This window comes from Stenotrophomonas lacuserhaii (genome assembly GCF_014836545.1).
GTDB classification, from domain to species: Bacteria; Pseudomonadota; Gammaproteobacteria; order Xanthomonadales; family Xanthomonadaceae; genus Stenotrophomonas; species Stenotrophomonas lacuserhaii.
The window spans coordinates 1-21,519 of the sequence record NZ_JACSQS010000007.1 but is presented as its reverse complement, the minus strand read 5'-3'; the positions used below and the strand labels follow the sequence as shown (position 1 = coordinate 21,519).

Sequence of the window (21,519 nt, the reverse complement as noted above, 5' to 3'; positions counted from 1 at the left end):
TACGCTGCAGGCTCCCCCGGTACGGATTTTCCCATGACGCCCCTGCCCGCCCACGTGGCCCTGATCGTGGTGGACCTGCAACCGGATTTCATGCCCGGCGGCGCGTTGGCCTGTGCCGACGGCGATGCGCTGGTCGCCCCGATCGCCGCGCTGCTGGCCGAGCGTCGCTACCGCACCGTGGTCGCCACCCAGGATTGGCACCCGGCCAACCATGCATCGTTCGCCAGCCACTACGCCGGCCAGCAGCCGTTCGCGCAGATCCAGCTGCACGGCCATCCGCAGACCCTGTGGCCCGACCACTGCGTGCAGGGGTCACCCGGCGCCGTGCTGCACCCCGGCGTGGACTGGAATGCCGCTGACCTGGTGCTGCGCAAAGGCACCCGTCCGCGGGTGGACTCGTACAGCGCGTTCCGCGAGAACCACGGCCCGGAGGGGTCGCGCCCGGCAACCGGACTGGCCGGCTGGCTGCGCGAGCGCGGGATCAGCGAAGTACATGTGTGCGGACTGGCGCGCGACTACTGCGTGCTGTGGACCGCACAGGACGCGGCCAGCGCCGGCTTCGCCGTGGGCTTCCATTGGGACCTGACCCGACCGGTCCGCGCCGACAACGACGACGCCACGCGCCAGGCACTGGCAACGGCAGGCATCGCGCTGCTCTGATCGCACCCGGTGCTGTTCCGGTAGCGCCGAGCCGTGCTCGGCGGATTCCATCCGGCACCGGAATGTCCGCCACACGCGCCGCGTCAGCGGAACACCACCGTACGATGCCCGTTGAGCAGGATGCGGTGCTCCACATGCCGGCGCACCGCACGCGCCAGCACCTGCGATTCGGTATCGCTGCCCAGACGCACCAGCTCGCGCGGGGTCATCGCATGATCCACGCGGGCCACGTCCTGTTCGATGATCGGGCCTTCGTCCAGGTCTTCGGTCACGTAATGCGCGGTCGCACCGATGATCTTGACCCCACGCGCGTGCGCCTGGTGATACGGCTGCGCCCCTTTGAAGCTGGGCAGGAAGCTGTGGTGGATGTTGATCGCACGGCCCGCCAGCGCGCGGCACATCGTCGGCGAGAGGATCTGCATGTAGCGCGCCAGCACCACCAGGTCGATCTTCTCGCGCTCGACCAGATCGATGATCTGGCGTTCCTGCACTTCGCGCGTTTCCGCGCTCACCGGCAGGTGATGGAACGGAATGCCGTACGACGCTGCGAGCGGTGAGAAGTCGGCGTGGTTGGAGGCCACCGCCGCGATATCCACCTTCAACTGGCCACTGTGGGCGCGGAACAACAGGTCGTTGAGGCAGTGCCCCTGTTTGCTGACCAGCACCAGCAGGCGGGCGCGGCGGCGGCCGTCGTGCAGTTGCCAGTCCATGCCGAAGTCGCTGGCCAGCGACTGCATGGAGGCATGGACGATATCCAGCGGCAGCCCGGCATCGCGGTCGAAATGCACGCGCAGGAAGAAGCGCCCGCTCTCCTCGTCGCCGAACTGTTGGGCGTCGAGGATGTTGCAGCCGTGGTCGTACAACAGGCCGGACACGCGGTAGACGATACCGGTGCGGTCCGGGCAGGACAGGGTGAGGATGGAGTCGGGTCGCATCCGGCCAAGTCTAGGCCAGCCTGCTGCGCTGCGGAATAAATGCTCTCAGATGCAACTGCATTGACCGGTAGTGACGGCCGCTGGCCGTCATGCTCCTGCCTTCCGCTGCGCTCGCCGAGCACGGCTCGGGGCTACCGATTGGTCTCCGGCGGATGAACCGTCAGTGCCACCAGCCGCAGCACCAGCGGGCGCACCACCAGCACGCAGCAGAACGCCACCGGCATCGCCAGCAGATAGGCCTCCAGCACGCGGCCCAGATAGGCCGCGTCCACCCCCGCATGCGCGGCGGTGATCACCAGGCACATCAGCATCGCCATGATGCCGGCCATGAAAAAAGCAAACACATAGGGCGTAGCGCGATGGCCGAACTTCAGCCCGCGACGGGCCGGCAATACAGTGGAATCAGTCATGAAAGGGGGCGTGCAGGAACAGCCTTCCAGCATGCCCGAAGCGCATCCCGGCTGCAGCCACTGCGTGCTTGGGTCAGTCCGAAGCAGAACTTTGCCCCCGGCCATGGCAGGCTGTGCGGTCATGAACCTGCTCCAGCTCATCCGCACCTTCACCCGCACCGCCGAAGCCGGCAGCATCGCCGGCGCCGCGCGCGCACTCGGTATCAGCGCCACGGCGGTCGGCCAGAACATCAGCCGGCTGGAGGCGCATCTGGGCGTGCGCCTGTTCAACCGCAGCACCCGTTCGCTGTCCCTCAGCGAAGCCGGCGCGCTGTACCTGTCCAAGGTGCAGCACATCGAAGCGGAGCTGGCCGGCGCGCAGGCCGCGGTCAGCAGCGGCGACATCGAACCGGTCGGCCCGCTGCGCATCGGTTGCAGCCGCGCGTTCGGGCGCCACGTGCTGGCGCCGATGCTGCCCGCGCTGCAGCGCCGGTATCCGCAGCTGCAGCTGCAACTGCGCCTGTCCGACCGCGCCGTGCGCCACGCCGAAGAGTCGGTGGACGTGAGCATCCGCATCGGCGCACAGCTGCAGGATGGGCTGGTGGCACGCCCGCTGGCACGCATCCCGTTCGTGTTCTGCGCCGCACCGTCCTATCTGGAACGGGCCGGCACCCCGACCTCGCCGGGGGAGCTGGCGAATCACCGCGCGCTGCTGTTCCGCTTCCCCGCCGACGGCCGTCCGCTGCGCTGGGGGTTGGTCGGCGAACAGGGCCGCGTAGAGGCGACGATGCAGCCCGGAATGATCTGCGACGACATCGATGCCCTGGCCGAACTGGCCGCGGCGGGCGGCGGCATCACCCGGCTGGCTGCGTTCGTCGCCGAGCCCTATCTGCGCGACGGCCGCCTGCAGGCCGTGCTGGCCGATGATCCGGCATGGCGGCCGGAGCCGATGGAGATGTTCTTCTGCCTGAGCGACCGGCGTGATTTCACCGCGCGCATCCGCGTGCTGTTCGAGCACCTGCAGGCGGGATTGCCGGTGGCATGGCAGGTGCCGGCGGGGTGACGGTCAACGGGCGGACGGCCAGCAGCCGTCACCACCGGGGGCGTGAGCGTGACGACCAACGGTCGCCACCTACCAGGCGCCAGGGCAAGGACATGACGGCCAGCGGCCGTCACTGCCGGATCAGCGCGTTTCGAAGACGCCGCGGGCTTCGCGCGGTTCGCAGCGCAGGTACTGCGGGGCCGGCACCACGCTGTCGCCGAGTGCGGCGGCGGCGTGCCACGGCCAGCGCGGGTCGTACAGGATGCCGCGTGCCAAGGCGATGGCATCGGCGTGGTTGTGGCGCAGGATCGACTCGGCCTGGTCGGGCTCGGTGATCAGGCCCACGGCGATCACCGGCATGCGGCCCTTGGCCTTGATCGCCGCAGCGAATGGCACCTGGTAGCCCGGGCCGATCTCGATCTTCTGGCGTTCGTCCAGGCCACCGCTGGAAACATGCAGGAAGTTGCAGCCGCGCGATTCCAGGATCATCGCCACGGTCTCGGTCTGGGTGATGTCCCAGCCGCCGGCGACCCAGTCACTGGCCGAAATACGCACGCCCACGGCGATCGACGGCGATACCGCCGCACGCACCGCGTCGTACACCTCGATCAGCAGGCGCATGCGGTTCGGCAGCGGGCCGCCGTAGCCATCGGTACGCTGGTTGCTCAGCGGCGACAGGAACTGGTGCAGCAGGTAACCGTGCGCGGCATGCAGTTCGATCAGCTGGATACCCAGGCGCTCGGCGCGGCGTGCGCTTTCGGCGAAGGCTTCGACGATGCCGGCGATCTCGGCTTCGGTCAGTTCGTGCGGGGCCGGGTTGCCGGCGTGGAACGGGCGCGGCGACGGCGCGACCGGCGTCCAGCCGTTGTCATCATCGGCAGGAATCTGCTTGCCGCCTTCCCACGGACGCGACACCGAGGCCTTGCGACCGGCATGGCCGAGCTGGATGCCGATCGGCATCGTCGACCAGCGGCGCACCGTCTGCAGCACCTTGTTCAGCGCCGCTTCGGTGGCGTCGTCCCACAGGCCCAGGTCGGCATGGCTGATGCGGCCGCGTGGCTCGACGGCGGTGGCTTCCAGGATCAGCAGGCCGGCGCCGGACTGGGACAGGTTGCCCAGGTGGATGGTGTGCCAATCCGTGGCCTGGCCGTTTTCGGCGGAGTACTGGCACATCGGCGCGATCACGATGCGGTTGGGCAGGGTCAGGGGCCCGAAGGTGACGGGCGACAGCAGCTGGCTCACGTGGGGGATTCGCAGGGGAAAAAGACAGGGGGCTATTGCAGCGCCGATGGGGTTGGAGATCAAGCGCTGTGTTGGAACAGGGTTTTTTGGTGGGATGAAGAGCGTGACGACCAACGGTCGTCACCCACTACGGCGGGTGTCACGATGCTGCCAGCCACGGTGCCAGGGCTTCGGCGCAGTCGCGCTCGTCCTTGAAGGCGAGCAGTTCATCGGCGCGGGTGCGGCCACGGTTCAGCGCGGCCACCGGCAGCCCGGCCTTGGCCGCGGCCTGCACGAAGCGGAAGCCGGAATACACCATCAGCGAGGAGCCCACCACCAGCACCGCATCGGCGCGCTGCAGGTGGTCATGCACGGCCGCGACGCGTTCGCGCGGTACGTTTTCGCCGAAGAAGACCACGTCCGGCTTCAGCAGGCCACCGCAGTGCAGGCAGTCCGGCACGTTGAAGGCGGAGAAATCGGTCTCCAGGTCGGCATCGCCATCCGGTGCGATGCCCGCTTCCAGCGCGTCCCAGCCCGGGTTGGCCGCCATCAGGCGCTGCTGCAGCTCCTCGCGGCCGGTGCGCTGCTCGCAGTCCATGCAGCGCACGCGGTCCAGCCGGCCATGCAGGTCGATCACGTTGGCACTGCCGGCACGCTGGTGCAGCACGTCCACGTTCTGGGTCAGCAGCAGTTCCAGCTTGCCGCTGGCTTCCAGCGCGGCCAGCGCGTGATGGGTGCCATTGGGCACGGCGTGGCCGAAGCGCGGCCAGCCGACCAGGCTGCGTGCCCAGTAGCGCTGGCGGGTCGCCGGTTCGGCCATGAAGGCCTGGTAGGTCACCGGCGGGGTGCGCTTCCACTGGCCATCGGCATCGCGGTAATCCGGAATGCCGGAGGCAGTGCTGCAACCGGCGCCGGTCAGCACGAACAGGCGGCGGGCGCGGGCGATGAAATCGGTCAGCGGCTGGCTCATACCCGCTCAGATGGGGGCCGCCCGGCCACCATGCAAGCACCGACTCAGGTGCCTGGCGTGGCCTCAGGCAGTGCCGGGACAGCAGTGGGATGGCCTTCCTCGTCCAGTGCGATCATCACGAAGTGGCCGCGGGTGCACAGCTTGCGCTCGCCGTTGTGCAGGTCCTCGGCGATCAATTCCACCTGTACTTTCATCGAACTGCGGCCAACTTCGACGATACGGCCAATGGTTTCGACCATCTGGCCGATGCGGATCGGCAGTTTGAAATCGACCTGGTCACTGCGCGCGGTGACCACGGTGCGGCGCGAGTAACGCGCGGCGGCCAGGAATGCCGCCTTGTCCATCCATGCCAGCGCCTGGCCACCGAACAGCGTGCCCATGTGGTTGGTGTGGTTGGGGAAGACGATCTCCGCCATGCGCACTTCGGTCGGCGGCACGGTTTCGGGCTGGGCGGTCATGGGGGTACCGGCATGAGAAAGGGACGGAGCGATTATGTCGCATCCGTCCCTTTTGGGTGTCACGCGTTGACGTCGGATTGACGGCCAGCGGCCGTCACTACCGCATCAGAAGGACATATCGAAAGCGACTTCGCCCTTCACGCCGACCTGGTACGCCGAGGAGCGGCGTTCGAAGAAGTTGGTCAGCTCCTGCACGTCCTGCAGCTCCATGAAGGACAGCGGGTTGCGCACGTTGTACTTCTTTTCCATGCCCAGGCGGTGGAAATGGTTGTCGGCGCAGTGCTGCAGGTACTGGCGCATGTCGCGGGTGGAAATACCCGCCACGCCGCCGGACAGCACGTCTTCGGCGAACTGCACTTCGCACTCGATCGCTTCGGCCAGCATGTCGTACACCTGCTGCTTCATCGCATCGTCGAACAGGTCCGGCTCTTCTTCGCGGATCACGTCCACGCACTCGAAGGCGAACTCCATGTGCGCGCTTTCATCGCGGAACACCCAGTTGGTACCCGACGCCAGGCCGTTGAGCAGGCCACGCGAACGGAAGTAGTACACGTAGGCGAACGCGGCGAAGAAGAACAGGCCTTCGATGCAGGCAGCGAAGCAGATCTGGTTGAGCAGGAACTGGCGGCGCTGGTCGCGCGTTTCGATCCGGCGCAGGTCCTGGATGGAATCGATCCACTTGAAGCAGAAGTCGGCCTTCTTCTTGATCGAGTCGATGTTCTCCACCGCAGCGAAGGCTTTGACGCGCTCATCCGGATCCGGCAGGTAGTTGTCCAGCAGGGTCAGGTAGAACTGCACGTGCAGCGCCTCTTCATACAGCTGGCGCGACAGGTACATGCGCGCTTCGGGCGCATTGAGGTGCTGGTACAGGTTCAGCACCAGGTTGTTGGACACGATCGAATCGCCGGTGGCGAAGAACGCAACCAGGCGGTGGATCAGGTGGCGGTCGGCCGGCGACATCTTCGAATGCAGGTCGCTGATGTCGATCTGGAAGTTGATCTCTTCCACCGTCCAGGTGTTCTTGATCGCGTTCCGGTACATCTCGTAGAACTGCGAGTAGCGCATCGGACGCAGGGTCAGTTCGAAACCTGGGTCGAGCAGCATCTGGGTGGGTTTATCAGCCATGGTGATTCCTGGTTTACGGGTGAAAACGCCGGGCAGGGCCCGGCGCTACATCATTGCTGCGTGTTACTGGCACGCCTCGCAGCTTTCCGGATTTTCCAGCGAGCAGGCGATGGCATCGACCGGATCGACGGCGGCCACGTGGCTGCTGACGGTGGTCTTGGCGATCTTGGTGGCCGGACGCGAACGCAGGTAGTACGTGGTCTTGATGCCCTGCTTCCAGGCGTACATGTACATGGACGACATCGCGCCGATGTTCGGGCTTTCCATAAACAGGTTGAGCGAGGCGGACTGGTCGATGAAGGCGCCGCGATCGGCGGCCATGTCGATCAGCGAACGCATCGGCAGTTCCCATGCGGTGCGGTACACATGACGCAGCGTTTCCGGGATCTGTGCGATGCCCTGGATGGAACCGTCGGCCAGCTTGATCGCATCGCGCATTTCCGGCGTCCAATGGCCCAGCTTCTTCAGCTCGGTCACCAGGTAGCGGTTGATCTGCAGGAAGTCGCCGGACAGGGTCTCGCGCTTGAACAGGTTGGACACCTGCGGTTCCACGCACTCGTAGCAGCCGGCGATGGAGGCGATGGTGGCGGTCGGGGCGATCGCGATCATCAGCGAGTTGCGCAGGCCGTGTTCCTTGATGCGCTCACGCAGGGCGTCCCAACGCGCGGTGTCTTCCGGCACCACGTTCCAGGCATCGAACTGCAGCTCGCCGCTGGCCGCACGGGTGTCGGCGAAGGACGGATGCTTGCCGCGTTCCTGGGCCAGTTCGACCGAGGTTTCCAGCGCATGGAAGTAGATGCTTTCGGCGATCTTCTTCGACAGCGCGCGGGCTTCGGCACTGTCGAAGGCCAGGCGCTTGCGGAAGAACACGTCCTGCAGGCCCATGCAGCCCAGGCCGACCGGACGCCAGCGCAGGTTGCCGCGGCGTGCCGATTCGATCGGGTAGAAGTTCAGGTCGATCACGCGGTCCAGCTGGCGGATCGCCAGGCGCACGGTGTCGGCCAGCTTGTCGAAATCGAACTCGCCGTGGGCATCGAAATGATTGCCCAGGTTGATCGAGCCCAGGTTGCACACCGCGGTCTCTTCGGCCGAGGTGACTTCCAGGATTTCGGTGCACAGGTTGGACAGGTGGATCACGTTGCCCGGACGCAGGGTCTGGTTGCTGGCGCGGTTGCACTTGTCCTTGAAGGTCATCCAGCCGTTGCCGGTCTCGGCCAGGGTGCGCATCATCCGCGAGTACAGCTTGCGTGCGGAGATGGTGCGGTTGGCCTTGCCCTGCGCTTCGGCCTGCAGGTATGCCGCTTCGAAGGCGTCGCCGAACAGATCGGTGAACTCGGGGACCACGCGCGGATCGAACAGCGACCATTCCTGGTCGGCCTCGACGCGCTTCATGAACAGGTCCGGGATCCAGTTGGCAAGGTTCAGGTTGTGCGCACGGCGCGATTCGTCGCCGGTGTTGTCACGCAGCTCGAGGAAATCCTCGATGTCGGCGTGCCAGCTTTCCAGGTACACACAGGCCGCGCCCTTGCGCTTGCCGCCCTGGTTCACCGCGGCGACCGAGGAATCCATGGTCTTCAGCCACGGCACGATGCCGTTGGAATGGCCGTTGGTGGACTTGATCAGCGAGCCACGCGAACGCACACGGGTGTAGCTGACGCCGATGCCGCCGCTGAACTTGGACAGCTGGGCGATGTCGCCGTACTTGGAATAGATGGATTCCAGCGAATCCTGCGGCGAATCCAGCAGGAAGCAGGACGACAGCTGCTCGTGGGTGGTGCCCGAGTTGAACAGCGTCGGCGAGGACGGCAGGTAATCCAGGTTGCCCATGCGCTTGTACAGCGCCAGGGTCTCGGCCACGTCTTCGCTCAGCGCGCTGGCGATGCGCAGGAAGAACTGCTGCGGGGTCTCGATCACCTTGCGGGTGTGCGGATGGCGCAGCAGGTAGCGGTCGTACAGGGTACGCAGGCCGAAGTAATCGAAGTTCAGGTCCAGCGTCGGATCGATCGCATCGTTGAGCTTGCGCGCGTTGATCTGCACGAAGCCCAGCAGGCGGTCGTTGATCAGGCCCACTTCGTGGCCACGGCCGACCGACTGGGAGAACGCGTGGATCTCCTGGTTGGACACTTCCTTGGCGATGAAGTTGGCCAGCAGGCGCGCGGCCAGGCGGCCGTACTCGGGCTCTTCACCGATCAGCAGGGCGGAGGTGCGGATGGACAGCTCGTCCAGCTCCTGCGTGGTGGCGCCGTTGTACAGGCCGGAAATGGTGCGGGTGGCCACGCGCATCGGATCGACCGAATGCAGGCCTTCCGAGGAACGCTGCACCGCGCGCACGATCTTGTTCAGGTCCACCAGCTCGGTCGTACCGTTGCGCTTGGTCACACTCATGGTGTTGGCAGTCGGCGGCGACGTAAGCAGGAACTCGCTTTCCTTGTCGATGGTGGCACTGTTTTCGGTGGTCACGGCGGTGGTCCTCTGGGCGTGAGATGGGATGCACGGCGCGCCTGGGCAGGCACGTTCCGGTGCGGATCAATCCAAGGATGAAAGAGAGGTGTCGCACAAGGCGCGACGGCGACGGAAAGCCCGCACACCGCACCCTGCAAAACCTGTCATCCGATCAGAGATCACGCAGCCAGCGCCGCACATGTGCACATGCGGCTGTCGGCAAGACGGAAAGGCTCCCGAAAGTACCGTTGCGGGGCAGTGCCGGAGTCCCTGCATGCAGGGATCCAAGCTTCCCGTCCGTGCCCTCGACTTGTGGTCGAAGACACCGACGGCCACAAGATAGTGGGGGTAAGGGGGTCCGTCAACGCCAAATGTAGGGATTTCTCCTAATCCCTTGTGGCGCAAGGACCAGCGGTTTCGGGCCCGCCCCGCAGGGGCGCTACCCGCCAGAAACGGGTGCGCAGTCAAGGCCGCAGGGCACCCTTTTGATGTGACAGCGGGTCACGATCAACGCAACACTGACCCTCACGCGGCCTGCACGAAGCTGGCTGGGCAGCCAAAAAGGGGACGGAGGGGACTAAGGCGCAAATGGCCGCCTTCGGGTCATTTGCGCCTTAGTCCCCTCCGTCCCCTTTTTCAGGCTTTGTGCGCGGTGCCCAGGTATTCGGCGCTCTGCATTTCGATCAGGCGCGAGGCGGTGCGCTCGAAGGCGCCCTGCAGGCGGTTGCCGGTGTACAGCTCGATCGGCGAGGTGGTGGCGGTGCAGACCAGGTTGACGTGGCGGTCGTACAGTTCGTCGATCAGGTTGACGAAGCGCCGCGCGGCGTCTTCGTTGTTACGGTCGAAGGCGGGGATGCCGCCCAGCAGCACGGTGTTGAACTCCTGCGCGATCTCGATGTAGTCCGAGGGCCCGCGCGGGCCTTCGCACAGCGCCGGGAAATCGAACCAAGCGATGCTCTTGCCGCGCCCGCGCACGGGGATCTTGCGGCCCTCGATCTCGATGTTGCCGGCCTTCGCCGGCTGCCCGCCGCTCAGGTCGGCCCAGCGCGTGCCCAGCCACGCATCGCTATCGGCCGCCAGTGGCGCGCGGTACACCGGCGAACGGGTGAGCGCGCGCATGCGGTAGTCCTCGGTGCCTTCGGCGTACAGCTCCACGCAGTAGCGCTGCAGCAGGTCGATGGCCGGCAGGAAGCTGTCGCGCTGCAGGCCGTTGAGGTACAGGTTTTCCACTGCCGTGTTGGAGGTGGTCACCAGGGTCACGCCCTCGGCGAACAGGCGCTCCAGCAGGCGCGCCAGCAGCATCGCATCGCCGATGTCGGTGACGAAGAATTCGTCCAGCACCAGCACGCGCAGCTTGCTGCGCCACTCCTGGGCAATCTTCGCCAACGGATCGCTCTGCCCCTGGTGTTCGCGCAGGCGTTCGTGGATGCCGCGCATGAACCGGTGGAAGTGCGTGCGGTACTTCTGCTGGATCGGCAGCCCGTCGTAGAACAGGTCCACCAGGAAGGTCTTGCCGCGGCCGACGCCGCCCCAGAAATACAGGCCCTTGACCGCTTCGGGCTTCTTGAAGAACGAGGACAACCGGTCCAGCCAGCCGTCGTCGGCATCTTCCAGCAGCGCCAGATGGATGCGGTCCAGTTCGGCCAGTGCGGCGTGCTGGGCCGGGTCATCCTGCCATTCACCGCGCGCCACGCCCTCGGCATAGCGCCGCGAAGGAGTCATCACCGCCTCGCTCATGCCGCCGGATCCGCTTGCAACGGCAGCCAGCGCTTTACCCCGTGGGTGATCGCCCCGCGCAGGTCGATCAGCTTGCGGTGGAAGAAGTGGCTGGTGTCGGGCATGCGCACCAGCTCATGCGGCGCGTCCACGGTCTCCAGCCAGTCATACACGGCCTGTGGGTCGACGATCTCGTCCTGCTCGCCCTGGATCACAAGCCACTGGGCAGGCGGCTGGATGCCGCCGAAGTCCCAGCGGCCGGCCGGCGGAGCGATCGACACCAGCGCCTGCGGCTGCACGTCGGCGGTGACTTTCAACGAAACGAAGGCACCGAAGCTGAAGCCCACCAACCACACCTGATCGTCCGGGCGCTGTTCGCGCACCCAGGCCACCACGGCCTTCAGGTCGTCCTGTTCGCCGTTGCCGTGGTCAAAGCGGCCGGCCGATTCGCCGACACTGCGGAAGTTGAAACGCACCGTCGCCACGCCGAGGTCGCGCAGCGTGTTGGCGGCCATGGTGACCACCTTGTTGTGCATCGTGCCGCCCTCGGTGGACAGCGGGTGGCAGACGATGGCGGTCACCGGCTGGGCCGGCACCTCCGGCTTGGGCAGATCAACCGCGAGGTCCAGCGGACCGACCGGTCCAGCAAGCACGAGGGTGTCCGACTGCGGGGGGAAAGGAGGATTGCGCATGGCAACATGATAGCGTCCCCCACCCGTCCCCTGCTCCCGGCCCCCATGTACTTCCTTGTATTCGCGGTGATCTGCAGCGTGCTGGTGTCGGTGATGCTGAAGCTCGCACGTCGCCAGCAGCTGGACGTGGGCCAGATGGTGACCTGGAATTACCTGGTGGCCGCAGCGATGACCGGCCTGGTGCTGCGCCCGCCGTTGTCCTCGCTGCACTCCAGCCACGCCCCGTGGGCGGCCCTGTTGGCGCTGGCGGTGATCCTGCCGGCGATCTTCCTGGTGCTGGGCCGCGCGGTGGCGGTGGCCGGCATCGTACGCAGTGACGTGGCGCAGCGACTATCGCTGCTGCTTTCGCTGCTGGCCGCGTTTGCCTTCTTTGGCCAGACCGCCACGCCGTGGAAACTGGCAGGCCTGGGCCTGGGACTTGTGGCGATGCTGGCCATCAGCGTGCGGCCGCGTGGTCCGGCAGTGGACACCGCGCCGGCAGGCTGGCGTTGGCTGCTCGGCGTGTGGTTCGGCTTCGCTGCGGTGGACATCCTGCTGAAGAAGGTCGCCCTGTCCGGCACTCCGTCGATGGCCGCGCTGCTGCTGTGCTTCAGCCTGGCCTTCCTGCTGATGCTGGCCCTGCAGCTATGGCGCCACGCCCGGGGCCGTAGCCGGCTGGCGTGGCGCAACCTCGGTGCCGGCGCCCTGCTCGGCCTGCTCAACGGCGGCAACATCCTGTTCTACGTGCATGCGCACCAGGCGTTGCCCGACAGCCCGGCCACGGTGTTCGCCGGCATGAACATCGGCGTGGTCGTGCTGGGCGCGCTGGTCGGCGTGTTCGGCTTCGGCGAACGCACCAGCGTGGGGAACCGGCTCGGCCTGGCATTGGCGGTGATTGCGATCTATCTCATCGCAGTGGGATGACGGCGCAACCAACGATCGCGCGGCGGCGCTTGAACACGCGGTGAAGCTGCTTGATTGATAGGACCTATCTGACGCCTCTGGCTGAAGGAACACCGGTAGGGTTCGACTTACCCGCCAGTAAGAAGGTGATCGGATGATCGACAAGAAGAGCCCGAGGTGGATCGCAAGCCTCGGCCTGGCCGCCATCGCCGGCTGCAGCAGCGATTACGGCTATTACACGGTGCCGGTGGCACCGATCTATGTCCCACCGCCGGCCGTCATAGCGCCTCCTTACCCGCGTGGCGATACCAGCTCGCAGGTCGTCAGCTGCAGCAGCCAGGACCGGCGCTACACACGGTGTGATGTGCAGCTGTCAGATCGTGACAGCGTGCATCTCATCCAGCAGGAATCCAGTGCGCCCTGCGTGCAGGGACGTGACTGGGGCAAGGAGCGCGGTGCGCTCTGGGTATCCAACGGATGCCGAGCCACGTTCCGCATTGAACGTTACTACTGGCGCTGAGACGCAGCCCTTTTCAGCAGGAGCCGGACATGTTGAAACACACCTGCACGGGGCGCCGCCTCGGCGTCGCCTGCATCCTCGCCGCCAGCGCATCGGCCGGCGCAGCGCTGGCGCAGCACCGCTCGGTGCCTGCTTATCCCATCGATCCGTATGATCCCTCCACTACGGTGGTCATACCGCAGGTCGCACCTCCCTATCCCTATCCCTATCCCCGCCCGCGTCATGACGAAACGGTCGTGGTTCGTCCCCGCGCGGACCGCAGTTCGCAGTTGGTCAGCTGCAGCAGCCATGACCAGCGCTATGTGCGCTGCGAGGTGCAGCTTTCGCACCGCGACACCGTTTACCTGACCCAACAGGAATCACGCGCGCCCTGCCGGCAGGGGCGCGATTGGGGCCAGGACAGCGGCGCCATCTGGGTCGCCAACGGATGCAGGGCGACGTTCACGATCGATCGTTACTACTGGCGTTGAACCGGGGTTGCGCGCCACGGCTCAATGAGCAGCCACCGTGGTCACTTCGCAGGCAGGGTCCGCACCTTGCTCAGCGATCAAACCCCAGCAGCAGCGGGTCGTGGTCCGAGCTGCGCCACGGCCCCGCTACGTCGCGCTTCTGGTAGCCACTGGCATCCATCTCGTCGGCATTGCTGTGCCACTCAGCCGCGCCAGCTAGGCGTCTGGCCATGCCTTCATTGAGCAGCGCATGGTCCAGGCGACCGCTGTAGCCGTTGTAGACGTAGCTGTAGGGACGCTCCACCTTGGCCACGGCGAAGGCGTCCTGCCAGCCGGCACTGCGCAGCGCGCGGATCGGATCTTCCATCGCATAGGCATTGAAGTCGCCCAGCAGCACCGCATCCCGCGTGCCGGTGCCGGTCGGGTCGCCCTGCATCCAGGTGTTCAGCTGCTGGGCCGATGTTACCCGTGTGGCATTCCAGCAGCCCTGGCCATCATCGTGGTCGGCATCGGCGCCACTGGCATCGCGGCAGCCCTTGGACTTGAAATGATTGGCGACCACCATGAAGGGCGCACCGCCTTTGGCCTGGAAGGCCTGTGCCAGCGGCACCCGGCTGTGCTCGACGAAGGTACCGCCTTCCAGAGTGGCCGGCTTGCCGAGCGCGGTCAGCCGGCTGGACCGGTAGATGATGCCGACCCGGATCGGATTCTCCCCCGGGCCCTTGCCGGCATCGACGAAGCGCCAGTCGGCGTGGCTGCCGGGGGCGGCATTGATCGCATCCACCAGCGTGGCAATGGCCGACTGCGGGCCGTAGCCATCGTTCTCCAGCTCCATCAGCGCGGCCACGTCAGCGTCCAGCGGGGCGATGGTGGCGATCAGCTTCTTCAGCTGCGCGTGGTGCTCTTCCAGCGTCCTGGCGCCGCGCAGGGTGGGGAAGCCGCCGCCCTTGCCGTCGCCATTGAAGAAATTTTCGAGGTTGAAGGCGGCCACCTTCAGCGAACCGTCCACCTGCGGCACCGCCGGGCGCTGCAGCGAAGGCAGAGCCAGCGCGCGGCCCAGCTGCAGGCTGGCGCGGCCTTGTGCGTCCACGCGTACCCGACCCTCCACGCCGCGCAGCTGCATGCCGGTGCGCAGCACCGCATCGGCAGCCAGGTACGGCACCTGCTGCGGATCGCGGGCATCGCTGCCGTCGTCCAGCAACAGGCGCCGGCGCTGGTTGTCGGCGATCACCTGGCTGTAGCCGGCGCTGCCGGGCGCGGCCACTTCGGTGGGCTGCCACAGGCGGCCTTCGAAGGCCACGGTGAGCTGGCCGAAACGCTCCAGACCGTCAGTGCCGGCCAGGGTGAGCGGGGCGGCGATGCGAACGTACTTGCCATCCAGTGCACGCCAGTCGCTGGGCGCACGGGCAAGGGTGATCGTCGCGCCGTCGGCGCTGGCCAACTGGCCGGGCATCGCCTGTGGCGCAGGCTGCGGCTGCGGCTGGGCGAAGGCGGGGGAAACGGACAAGGCCACGGCAAAGGCAAGCAGGCAACGACGCATCGACAACGGCTCCAGACGGTTACAGCGGCAACGGAAGGGACAGGTCGCCACTGTAACCACAAAACATGAAAGCCTGATGCGTCATGGGACCAGCGGCCACAGGCGGCATGGTGCACCCTATTTCAGGTTGCCGATCATCCAGTCGACCGTGGCGTGAATCTGCTCTTCGCTGAGCGCAGGGTTGCCGCCCTTGGGTGGCATGATGCCGCCGTCCGGGCCGGTGTAGCCCTCGATGGCATGCTTGTAGAGGGTTTCCTTGCCCTGCGCGATGCGCCCATCCCAGTGCGAATGATCCAGCGTGGGGGCCAGGCCGACACCGGTGGTGTGGCAGGCGGTGCAGAGGTTGTCGTAGATCACTTTGCCGTCGGTGGTGCCGCCGTAGGCCACCTGCGAGGCGGCCTTCGCCAGCGCGGCCGCCTGGGCTGCCGCCTGCGCCGAGGCGCCGGTGCTGCCGGCATAGACCGCGCCGGACGGGGCGATGCGCTGGCCGGTCCGCGCCACCGCCGTGGGCGATACCTCGGCAGGAATCCGGGTGTGCAGCCAGGCGGCCAGGAAGATCAACCCCAAGGTGATCACGGCCAGCAGGCCGATGACCATGGAAAAGCGTTTCAGGAACTCAAGATCGTGATTCCGCACTCTTCGTTACCCCTGGCTGATAGTCGATGGACCACGGCTGAGCGTATGAGCCTGCTGCCCGAGTATAGAACGGGCCTCGCCGGGGACAACAGCGCAGTGCAGCATGGAAAGCGGAGGCCAGGCCGCTGCGCTCGCCGAGGGTGGCTGGCCGCTACCCTCTGCAGGCATGTGACGACCAGCGGTCGTCACCCACCAAGAGGGTCGTCAGCGACCGGACGGTGATCAGCCGCCGGCGGCACGCAGGCAGAACGCGCTGATCGAGTCAGCCAGGGCGTGCTCGTCGCGATGGGCCTGGCGGCTGGGCGCGGTCGGGCCGACCAGGGCTTCGGTGAAGGCACCGACGATGCAGGCGGCGGTGACGTCTGCATCCTGCGCGGGGAACGCACCACTTGCGATGCCGTCCTGCACCAGCCGGCGGAACACGCCGCCGAAGCGCCGCCGCCCGCGCATGCGCTCGGCTTCCACCTCCGGGTCGACCGGTTCGACGATGAAGGCATGCGCCAGCCCGGGCCCGGCCAGCGCGCGCCGCACGAAGGCGGTGATCGCCAGCCGCAGCCGCTGCGGTGCCGGTTCGGGGCCGGCGGCGATGCCTTCCAGGATGTCGACCTCGTGCGCCACCGCCGCGCTCAACACCTCCACGAACAGCTCGGCCTTGGACGGAAAGTGACGGTAGATCAACCCGGTGGACACCCCCGCCTGGGCCGCGACGGCAGTCACCGGCGCATTGCGGTAACCGCCCGCCGCGACCAGTTCACGGGCCGCCACCAGGATCCGCTCGCGCGCTCCGGCCATCCGTTCTTCCATCAGCGGTGAGCGCTTGTAAGCCATGCGGTGATTGTAGATTCAATTTTTGAACTTGTGTTCACTTTTTCTTCGATCCGGGCTAGTCTGGGCTATCGCCCGCGCAGGTGCCTTGCCTGCTCCCCTCCGGTGCGCCCCCTACCCGCCGCCTGTCCGTGGAGTCGCCCGCATGCACGTTCCCTCCCTGAATTTCGACCTTGGCGAAGACATCGACCTGCTGCGCGACAGCGTGGCCCAGTTCGCCGCCGCCGAGATCGCGCCGTTGGCCGCCCACGCCGATGAAACCAACCAGTTCCCGCTGGCGCTGTGGCGCAAGCTGGGCGAGCAGGGCCTGCTCGGCATGACCGTCGAAGAGGAATACGGCGGCACCGGCATGGGTTACCTGGCCCATGTGGTGGCGATGGAAGAAGTCTCGCGTGCCTCCGGCGGCATCGGCCTTTCCTACGGCGCGCACTCCAACCTGTGCGTGAACCAGCTGCGCAAGAACGGGACCGAAGCGCAGAAGCAGCGCTTCCTGCCGGGCCTGTGCAGCGGCGAGCTGGTCGGCGCGCTGGCGATGAGCGAGCCGGGTGCAGGCTCGGACGTGGTATCGATGAAGCTGCGTGCCGAGAAACGTGGCGACCGCTACGTGCTCAACGGCAACAAGATGTGGATCACCAACGGCCCGGATGCCGACGTGCTGGTGGTGTATGCCAAGACCGATCCGGACGCCGGCGCGAAGGGCATCACCGCCTTCCTGGTGGAAAAAGGCATGAAGGGTTTCAGCACCGCGCAGAAGCTGGACAAGCTCGGCATGCGCTCCTCGCCCACCAGCGAACTGGTGTTCCAGGACTGCGAAGTGCCGGCGGAGAACGTGCTCGGCCAGGAAGGCAGTGGCGTGCGCGTGCTGATGTCCGGGCTGGATTACGAGCGCGTGGTGCTGTCCGGCGGCCCGCTGGGGCTGATGGCCGCGGCGATGGACGTGGTGATGCCGTACGTGCACGAGCGCCACCAGTTCGGCGAAGCCATCGGCAGCTTCCAGCTGATCCAGGCCAAGATCGCCGATATGTACGTCGGCCTCGGCGCGTGCCGTGCCTACGTCTATGCGGTGGCGCGCGCCTGCGACCAGGGCCGCACCACCCGCCAGGATTCGGCCGGCGCCATCCTGTACGCGGCCGAGAAAGCCACCTGGCTGACCGGCCAGGCGATCCAGATCCTGGGCGGCAACGGCTACATCAACGAATACCCCACCGGCCGCTTGTGGCGCGATGCCAAGCTGTATGAAATCGGCGCGGGTACCTCGGAAATCCGCCGCATGCTGATCGGTCGCGAACTGTTCCAGCGCACGCTGTAAGGGCCTTCCATGAGCATTCTGAACACCCAGCTGCGAGCCGGCAGCGAACCTTTCGAAAGCAACCGCAGCGCCATGCAGGCGGTGGTCGATGACCTGCATGCCACCTTGGCGCGTACCGCGCTGGGCGGCAGCGAGGCGGCACGCAACAAGCACACCGCGCGCGGCAAGCTGCTGGTGCGCGAGCGCATCGATGCGCTGCTGGATGTCGGCAGCGCCTTCCTGGAAATCGCCCCGCTGGCCGCGCACGGGATGTATGAAGACGCCGTGCCCTGCGCCGGCGTGGTGGCCGGCATTGGCCGGGTGAGCGGGGTGGAATGCGTGATCGTGGCCAACGATGCCACGGTCAAGGGCGGCACGTATTACCCGATGACGGTGAAGAAGCACCTGCGTGCGCAGGAGATCGCCGAGCAGAACCGCCTGCCGTGCATCTATCTGGTCGATTCCGGCGGCGCCTTCCTGCCGCTGCAGGACGAGGTGTTCCCGGACCGCGACCACTTCGGCCGCATCTTCTACAACCAGGCCAACCTGTCCGCGCAGGGCATCCCGCAGATCGCCTGCGTGATGGGCAGCTGCACCGCCGGCGGCGCTTACGTGCCGGCGATGAGCGATGAAACAGTGATCGTGCGCGAGCAGGGCACGATCTTCCTGGGCGGTCCGCCGCTGGTGAAGGCCGCCACCGGTGAAGTGGTCAGCGCCGAAGACCTCGGCGGTGCCGACGTGCACACGCGGCTTTCCGGCGTGGCCGACCACATGGCCGATAACGACCTGCAGGCGCTGGCGCGGGTGCGCGCGATCATCGCCCAGCTCAACTGGCGCAAGCCGGAGCCGGCGATGGCGCTGCAGCCGGTGGAAGCGCCGTTGTTCCCGGCAGATGAGCTGTATGGCGTGATCCCGGCCGATACGCGCAAGCCGTTCGACGTGCGCGAGGTGATCGCCCGGTTGGTGGACGGATCGCGGTTCGATGAGTTCAAGCCGCGCTACGGCAGCACCCTGGTCACCGGCTTTGCCCACCTGCATGGTTATCCGGTGGGCATCATCGCCAACAACGGCATCCTGTTTTCCGAGTCCGCGCTGAAGGGCGCGCACTTCATCGAACTGTGCACCCAGCGCAACAGCCCGCTGGTGTTCCTGCAGAACATCACCGGCTTCATGGTGGGCCGCAAGTACGAACAGGGCGGCATCGCCAAGGACGGCGCCAAGCTGGTGATGGCGGTAGCGTGTGCGAAGGTGCCGAAGTTCACGGTGGTGATCGGCGGTTCGTTCGGGGCCGGCAACTACGGCATGTGCGGCCGCGCCTACTCGCCCAATTTCCTGTGGATGTGGCCCAACGCACGCATCGGGGTGATGGGCGGCGAGCAGGCCGCCAGCGTGCTGGCCACGGTCAAGCGCGATGGCATCGAGGCCAAGGGCGGTGCCTGGGCCGCTGAAGAGGAAGACGCCTTCAAGGCGCCGATCCGCGACCAGTTCGAACGCCAGGGACACCCCTACTACGCCAGCGCGCGGCTGTGGGACGACGGCATCATCGATCCTGCCGACACCCGCCGCGTGCTGGCCCTGGCCTTGTCGGCCAGCCTCAACGCCCCGGCCCGCGAGACACGCTTCGGCGTGTTCCGCATGTGACCTGCGCCATGACCGAGCCCTCCCTGATGTTCACCAAGATCCTGATCGCCAACCGCGGCGAGATCGCCTGCCGCGTCATTGCAACCTGCCGCAGACTCGGCATCGCCACGGTGGCGGTGTATTCCGACGCCGACCGCAACGCGCGCCATGTGCGGCTGGCCGACGAGGCCATCGCGATCGGTCCGGCACCGGCCGCGGAAAGCTACCTGCGTTCCGATGTGATCCTGGAGGCGGCCCGTCGCAGTGGGGCCCAGGCGATCCATCCCGGCTACGGCTTCCTGTCGGAGAACGCGGCCTTCGCTGACGCGTGCGCGGCTGCCGGGGTGGTGTTCATCGGTCCGCCGGCCAGCGCCATCCGCGCGATGGGTGACAAGAGCGCGGCCAAGGCGCTGATGCAGCAGGCCGGCGTGCCATTGACCCCCGGCTACCACGGCGACAACCAGGACCCGCAGTTCCTGCGCGAACAAGCCGATGCGATCGGCTACCCGGTGCTGATCAAGGCCAGCGCCGGTGGCGGCGGCAAGGGCATGCGCCGGGTGGACGACAGCGCGGCCTTCATCGAAGCGCTGGCCAGCTGCCAGCGCGAAGCGCGTTCGGCCTTCGGCAATGACCACGTGCTGGTCGAAAAGTATGTACTGCGGCCGCGCCATATCGAGATCCAGGTGTTCGGCGACGGCCACGGCAACGTGGTGCACCTGTTCGAGCGCGACTGCTCGGTGCAGCGCCGCCACCAGAAGGTGCTGGAAGAAGCACCGGCCCCGGGCATGACCGCCGAGCGTCGCGCTGCGATGGGCAAGGCCGCGGTGGATGCCGCGCGCGCGGTGGGTTACGTGGGTGCCGGCACGGTGGAGTTCATTGCCTCGCCGGAGGGCGATTTCTACTTCATGGAAATGAACACCCGGCTGCAGGTGGAACACCCGGTGACCGAGTTCATCACCGGCACCGATCTGGTGGCGTGGCAGCTGAGCGTGGCTGCCGGCCAGCCGCTGCCCAAGCGCCAGGACGAGCTGGCGATCTGCGGCCATGCGCTGGAAGCGCGGCTGTATGCCGAGGACGCCGACAAGGGGTTCCTGCCCTCCATCGGCACGCTGCGCCACCTGCGCCTGCCGCTGGAAAGCGCGCATGTGCGCGTGGATACGGGCGTTGAGCAGGGCGACACCATTACGCCTTTCTACGATCCGATGATCGCCAAGCTGATCGTCTGGGACATGGACCGCGAGGCGGCGGTGCGCCGCATGCAGCAGGCGTTGGCCGCCTGCCGGGTGGTGGGCGTGACCACCAATGCCGGCTTCCTGCGGCGGCTGGTGGGCACCGCTTCGTTCTCGCAGGCGAAGCTGGACACGGCGTTGATCGAGCGCGAGCAGGACGCGCTGGGCGCACCGGCGGCGGGCGATGAAGCGCTGTGGACGCTGGCGGCGGTTGCCGCCACGGTGACCACGGCGAGCGCAGCGGTTGATGCGCGCGATCCGCGCTCACCTTGGCAGGCACAGGATGGCTGGCGGATCGGGGCTTCAGCCTCGCGTCTGCTTCCGCTGCAGCAGGGCGAGCACCAGCACACGCTGCGGGTGTGGACGCAGCCGGATGGCTGGCAGGTGCAGCGTGATGCCGAACCGGCGCAGCAGGTCAGTGGCCGCTTCGCCGACGGCCAACTGGACGTGACGCTGGATGGGCAGCGCTGGCGTGCAGGCGTGCTGCGCGATGACGGCCAGGTCTATCTGTTCACCGCGCGGGGGCAGCAGCGCTTCACGGTGCATGACCCGGTAGGCGAATCCGAGCAGGCGACGGCGGACGCCGGCAGCCTGCTGGCACCGATGCCGGGCAGGATCGTCGCCACGCTGGTGGAACCGGGCAGCAAGGTCAGCCGCGGTACGCCGCTGGTGGTGCTGGAGGCGATGAAGATGGAACACACGCTGGCCGCGCCGGCCGACGGCACCGTGCACGGCTATCGCGCGAAGGCCGGGGAACAGGTGGGCGACGGCGCGGTGCTGGTGGATTTCGAGGCGGTGTAGCGTTGCGGCCAGGCGGGGGGCTGTGGGCTGGTGGGGTGGCGGGCTGGCGGGGGGGGGGGGGGGGGGGGGGGGGGGGGGG

At 67.0% G+C, this 21,519-nt stretch carries 20 protein-coding genes; 8 read left to right on the top strand and 12 right to left on the bottom strand.

Going from position 1 to position 21,519, the window contains the following annotated elements:
• The first annotated feature begins 33 nt into the window (after positions 1-33).
• A complete protein-coding gene (gene pncA / locus H9654_RS08525; protein WP_191770483.1) occupies positions 34-660 on the top strand; it encodes a bifunctional nicotinamidase/pyrazinamidase in 627 nt (208 codons plus the stop codon).
• 83 nt (positions 661-743) lie between these two features.
• On the opposite strand, the gene purU is transcribed toward pncA, so the two are convergent.
• Together purU and H9654_RS08515 are read right to left on the bottom strand one after the other, a co-directional pair.
• Positions 744-1,595 (bottom strand): formyltetrahydrofolate deformylase, encoded by an 852-nt coding sequence (purU, locus tag H9654_RS08520; RefSeq protein WP_191770482.1) that lies wholly within the window; start codon positions 1,593-1,595, stop codon positions 744-746.
• Between the two features lie 131 nt (positions 1,596-1,726).
• Positions 1,727-2,005 carry a DUF2798 domain-containing protein gene (locus tag H9654_RS08515; RefSeq protein WP_191770481.1) on the bottom strand — a complete coding sequence of 93 codons (279 nt, stop codon included), beginning with the start codon at positions 2,003-2,005 and terminating at the stop codon, positions 1,727-1,729.
• A gap of 121 nt (positions 2,006-2,126) precedes the next feature.
• On the opposite strand from H9654_RS08515, the gene H9654_RS08510 reads away from it, so the two are divergent.
• The gene (locus tag H9654_RS08510; RefSeq protein WP_191770480.1) at positions 2,127-3,047 is read left to right on the top strand and encodes a LysR family transcriptional regulator; all 921 of its coding nucleotides are present in this window, start codon (positions 2,127-2,129) and stop codon (positions 3,045-3,047) included.
• A 120-nt stretch (positions 3,048-3,167) separates the two neighbouring features.
• Here the strand turns inward: H9654_RS08510 and H9654_RS08505 are convergent, their stop codons facing one another.
• The 7 genes from H9654_RS08505 to H9654_RS08475 all read right to left on the bottom strand — a co-directional run bounded on the left by H9654_RS08505 (position 3,168) and on the right by H9654_RS08475 (position 11,650).
• Positions 3,168-4,268, bottom strand: coding sequence for an NADH:flavin oxidoreductase/NADH oxidase (locus tag H9654_RS08505; RefSeq protein WP_191770479.1), 1,101 nt, complete (start codon positions 4,266-4,268; stop codon positions 3,168-3,170).
• Between the two features lie 139 nt (positions 4,269-4,407).
• Positions 4,408-5,217, bottom strand: coding sequence for an NAD-dependent protein deacetylase (locus H9654_RS08500; protein ID WP_191770478.1), 810 nt, complete (start codon positions 5,215-5,217; stop codon positions 4,408-4,410).
• Positions 5,218-5,261: 44 nt separating this feature from the next.
• Positions 5,262-5,675, bottom strand: coding sequence for an acyl-CoA thioesterase (locus H9654_RS08495; RefSeq protein ID WP_191770477.1), 414 nt, complete (start codon positions 5,673-5,675; stop codon positions 5,262-5,264).
• Between the two features lie 105 nt (positions 5,676-5,780).
• Positions 5,781-6,800, bottom strand: coding sequence for a ribonucleotide-diphosphate reductase subunit beta (locus H9654_RS08490; protein WP_042613716.1), 1,020 nt, complete (start codon positions 6,798-6,800; stop codon positions 5,781-5,783).
• Positions 6,801-6,863: 63 nt separating this feature from the next.
• Positions 6,864-9,260: a ribonucleoside-diphosphate reductase subunit alpha gene (locus tag H9654_RS08485; protein WP_042613715.1), complete on the bottom strand. Its 2,397-nt coding sequence runs from the start codon at positions 9,258-9,260 to the stop codon at positions 6,864-6,866.
• A 618-nt stretch (positions 9,261-9,878) separates the two neighbouring features.
• Positions 9,879-10,979 carry a cell division protein ZapE gene (gene zapE, locus H9654_RS08480; RefSeq protein WP_191770476.1) on the bottom strand — a complete coding sequence of 367 codons (1,101 nt, stop codon included), beginning with the start codon at positions 10,977-10,979 and terminating at the stop codon, positions 9,879-9,881.
• A complete protein-coding gene (locus H9654_RS08475; protein ID WP_191770475.1) occupies positions 10,976-11,650 on the bottom strand; it encodes an alpha/beta hydrolase in 675 nt (224 codons plus the stop codon). The genes zapE and H9654_RS08475 overlap by 4 nt, the downstream gene beginning before the upstream one ends.
• Positions 11,651-11,695: 45 nt before the next feature.
• Between H9654_RS08475 and H9654_RS08470 the strand changes: the two genes are divergently transcribed.
• The 3 genes from H9654_RS08470 to H9654_RS08460 all read left to right on the top strand — a co-directional run bounded on the left by H9654_RS08470 (position 11,696) and on the right by H9654_RS08460 (position 13,522).
• Entirely contained in the window at positions 11,696-12,553 is an 858-nt protein-coding gene (locus H9654_RS08470; RefSeq protein ID WP_191770474.1) for an EamA/RhaT family transporter, read from the top strand.
• Between the two features lie 133 nt (positions 12,554-12,686).
• On the top strand, positions 12,687-13,052 hold the full coding sequence (locus H9654_RS08465) for a DUF3011 domain-containing protein (RefSeq protein WP_191770473.1): 366 nt from the start codon (positions 12,687-12,689) through the stop codon (positions 13,050-13,052).
• A gap of 29 nt (positions 13,053-13,081) precedes the next feature.
• Entirely contained in the window at positions 13,082-13,522 is a 441-nt protein-coding gene (locus H9654_RS08460) for a DUF3011 domain-containing protein (protein WP_191770472.1), read from the top strand.
• A 70-nt stretch (positions 13,523-13,592) separates the two neighbouring features.
• Here H9654_RS08460 and H9654_RS08455 read toward each other — a convergent pair whose 3' ends face one another.
• The 3 genes from H9654_RS08455 to H9654_RS08445 form a co-directional block, all read right to left on the bottom strand.
• Positions 13,593-15,041 (bottom strand): ExeM/NucH family extracellular endonuclease, encoded by a 1,449-nt coding sequence (locus H9654_RS08455; RefSeq protein WP_191770471.1) that lies wholly within the window; start codon positions 15,039-15,041, stop codon positions 13,593-13,595.
• Between the two features lie 117 nt (positions 15,042-15,158).
• Positions 15,159-15,677: a c-type cytochrome gene (locus H9654_RS08450; RefSeq protein WP_191770470.1), complete on the bottom strand. Its 519-nt coding sequence runs from the start codon at positions 15,675-15,677 to the stop codon at positions 15,159-15,161.
• Between the two features lie 222 nt (positions 15,678-15,899).
• Positions 15,900-16,505, bottom strand: a complete 606-nt coding sequence (locus H9654_RS08445; protein WP_191770469.1) for a TetR/AcrR family transcriptional regulator — start codon at positions 16,503-16,505, stop codon at positions 15,900-15,902.
• 142 nt (positions 16,506-16,647) lie between these two features.
• Between H9654_RS08445 and H9654_RS08440 the strand changes: the two genes are divergently transcribed.
• Genes H9654_RS08440 through H9654_RS08430 form a run of 3 tightly spaced genes read left to right on the top strand, consistent with a single transcriptional unit; the run spans position 16,648 to position 21,440 of the window.
• Positions 16,648-17,811 (top strand): isovaleryl-CoA dehydrogenase, encoded by a 1,164-nt coding sequence (locus H9654_RS08440; RefSeq protein ID WP_042613707.1) that lies wholly within the window; start codon positions 16,648-16,650, stop codon positions 17,809-17,811.
• A gap of 9 nt (positions 17,812-17,820) precedes the next feature.
• Complete coding sequence (locus H9654_RS08435) at positions 17,821-19,431, top strand: carboxyl transferase domain-containing protein (protein WP_191770468.1); 1,611 nt, start codon at positions 17,821-17,823, stop codon at positions 19,429-19,431.
• A gap of 26 nt (positions 19,432-19,457) precedes the next feature.
• Entirely contained in the window at positions 19,458-21,440 is a 1,983-nt protein-coding gene (locus H9654_RS08430) for an acetyl-CoA carboxylase biotin carboxylase subunit (RefSeq protein WP_191770584.1), read from the top strand.
• The last annotated feature ends 79 nt before the right edge of the window (positions 21,441-21,519 follow it).

What these genes read in the sequence shown, in the direction of transcription:
- H9654_RS08430 (WP_191770584.1), top strand. Translation starts at nt 19,458, where the DNA reads ATGTTCACCAAGATCCTGATCGCCAACCGCGGCGAGATCGCCTGCCGC.
- purU (WP_191770482.1), bottom strand. Translation starts at nt 1,595, where the DNA reads ATGCGACCCGACTCCATCCTCACCCTGTCCTGCCCGGACCGCACCGGT.
- zapE (WP_191770476.1), bottom strand. Translation starts at nt 10,979, where the DNA reads ATGAGCGAGGCGGTGATGACTCCTTCGCGGCGCTATGCCGAGGGCGTG.
- H9654_RS08465 (WP_191770473.1), top strand. Translation starts at nt 12,687, where the DNA reads ATGATCGACAAGAAGAGCCCGAGGTGGATCGCAAGCCTCGGCCTGGCC.
- H9654_RS08475 (WP_191770475.1), bottom strand. Translation starts at nt 11,650, where the DNA reads ATGCGCAATCCTCCTTTCCCCCCGCAGTCGGACACCCTCGTGCTTGCT.
- H9654_RS08440 (WP_042613707.1), top strand. Translation starts at nt 16,648, where the DNA reads ATGCACGTTCCCTCCCTGAATTTCGACCTTGGCGAAGACATCGACCTG.
- H9654_RS08500 (WP_191770478.1), bottom strand. Translation starts at nt 5,217, where the DNA reads ATGAGCCAGCCGCTGACCGATTTCATCGCCCGCGCCCGCCGCCTGTTC.
- H9654_RS08460 (WP_191770472.1), top strand. Translation starts at nt 13,082, where the DNA reads ATGTTGAAACACACCTGCACGGGGCGCCGCCTCGGCGTCGCCTGCATC.
- H9654_RS08435 (WP_191770468.1), top strand. Translation starts at nt 17,821, where the DNA reads ATGAGCATTCTGAACACCCAGCTGCGAGCCGGCAGCGAACCTTTCGAA.
- H9654_RS08510 (WP_191770480.1), top strand. Translation starts at nt 2,127, where the DNA reads ATGAACCTGCTCCAGCTCATCCGCACCTTCACCCGCACCGCCGAAGCC.
- H9654_RS08495 (WP_191770477.1), bottom strand. Translation starts at nt 5,675, where the DNA reads ATGACCGCCCAGCCCGAAACCGTGCCGCCGACCGAAGTGCGCATGGCG.
- H9654_RS08470 (WP_191770474.1), top strand. Translation starts at nt 11,696, where the DNA reads ATGTACTTCCTTGTATTCGCGGTGATCTGCAGCGTGCTGGTGTCGGTG.
- H9654_RS08515 (WP_191770481.1), bottom strand. Translation starts at nt 2,005, where the DNA reads ATGACTGATTCCACTGTATTGCCGGCCCGTCGCGGGCTGAAGTTCGGC.
- pncA (WP_191770483.1), top strand. Translation starts at nt 34, where the DNA reads ATGACGCCCCTGCCCGCCCACGTGGCCCTGATCGTGGTGGACCTGCAA.
- H9654_RS08455 (WP_191770471.1), bottom strand. Translation starts at nt 15,041, where the DNA reads ATGCGTCGTTGCCTGCTTGCCTTTGCCGTGGCCTTGTCCGTTTCCCCC.
- H9654_RS08445 (WP_191770469.1), bottom strand. Translation starts at nt 16,505, where the DNA reads ATGGCTTACAAGCGCTCACCGCTGATGGAAGAACGGATGGCCGGAGCG.
- H9654_RS08490 (WP_042613716.1), bottom strand. Translation starts at nt 6,800, where the DNA reads ATGGCTGATAAACCCACCCAGATGCTGCTCGACCCAGGTTTCGAACTG.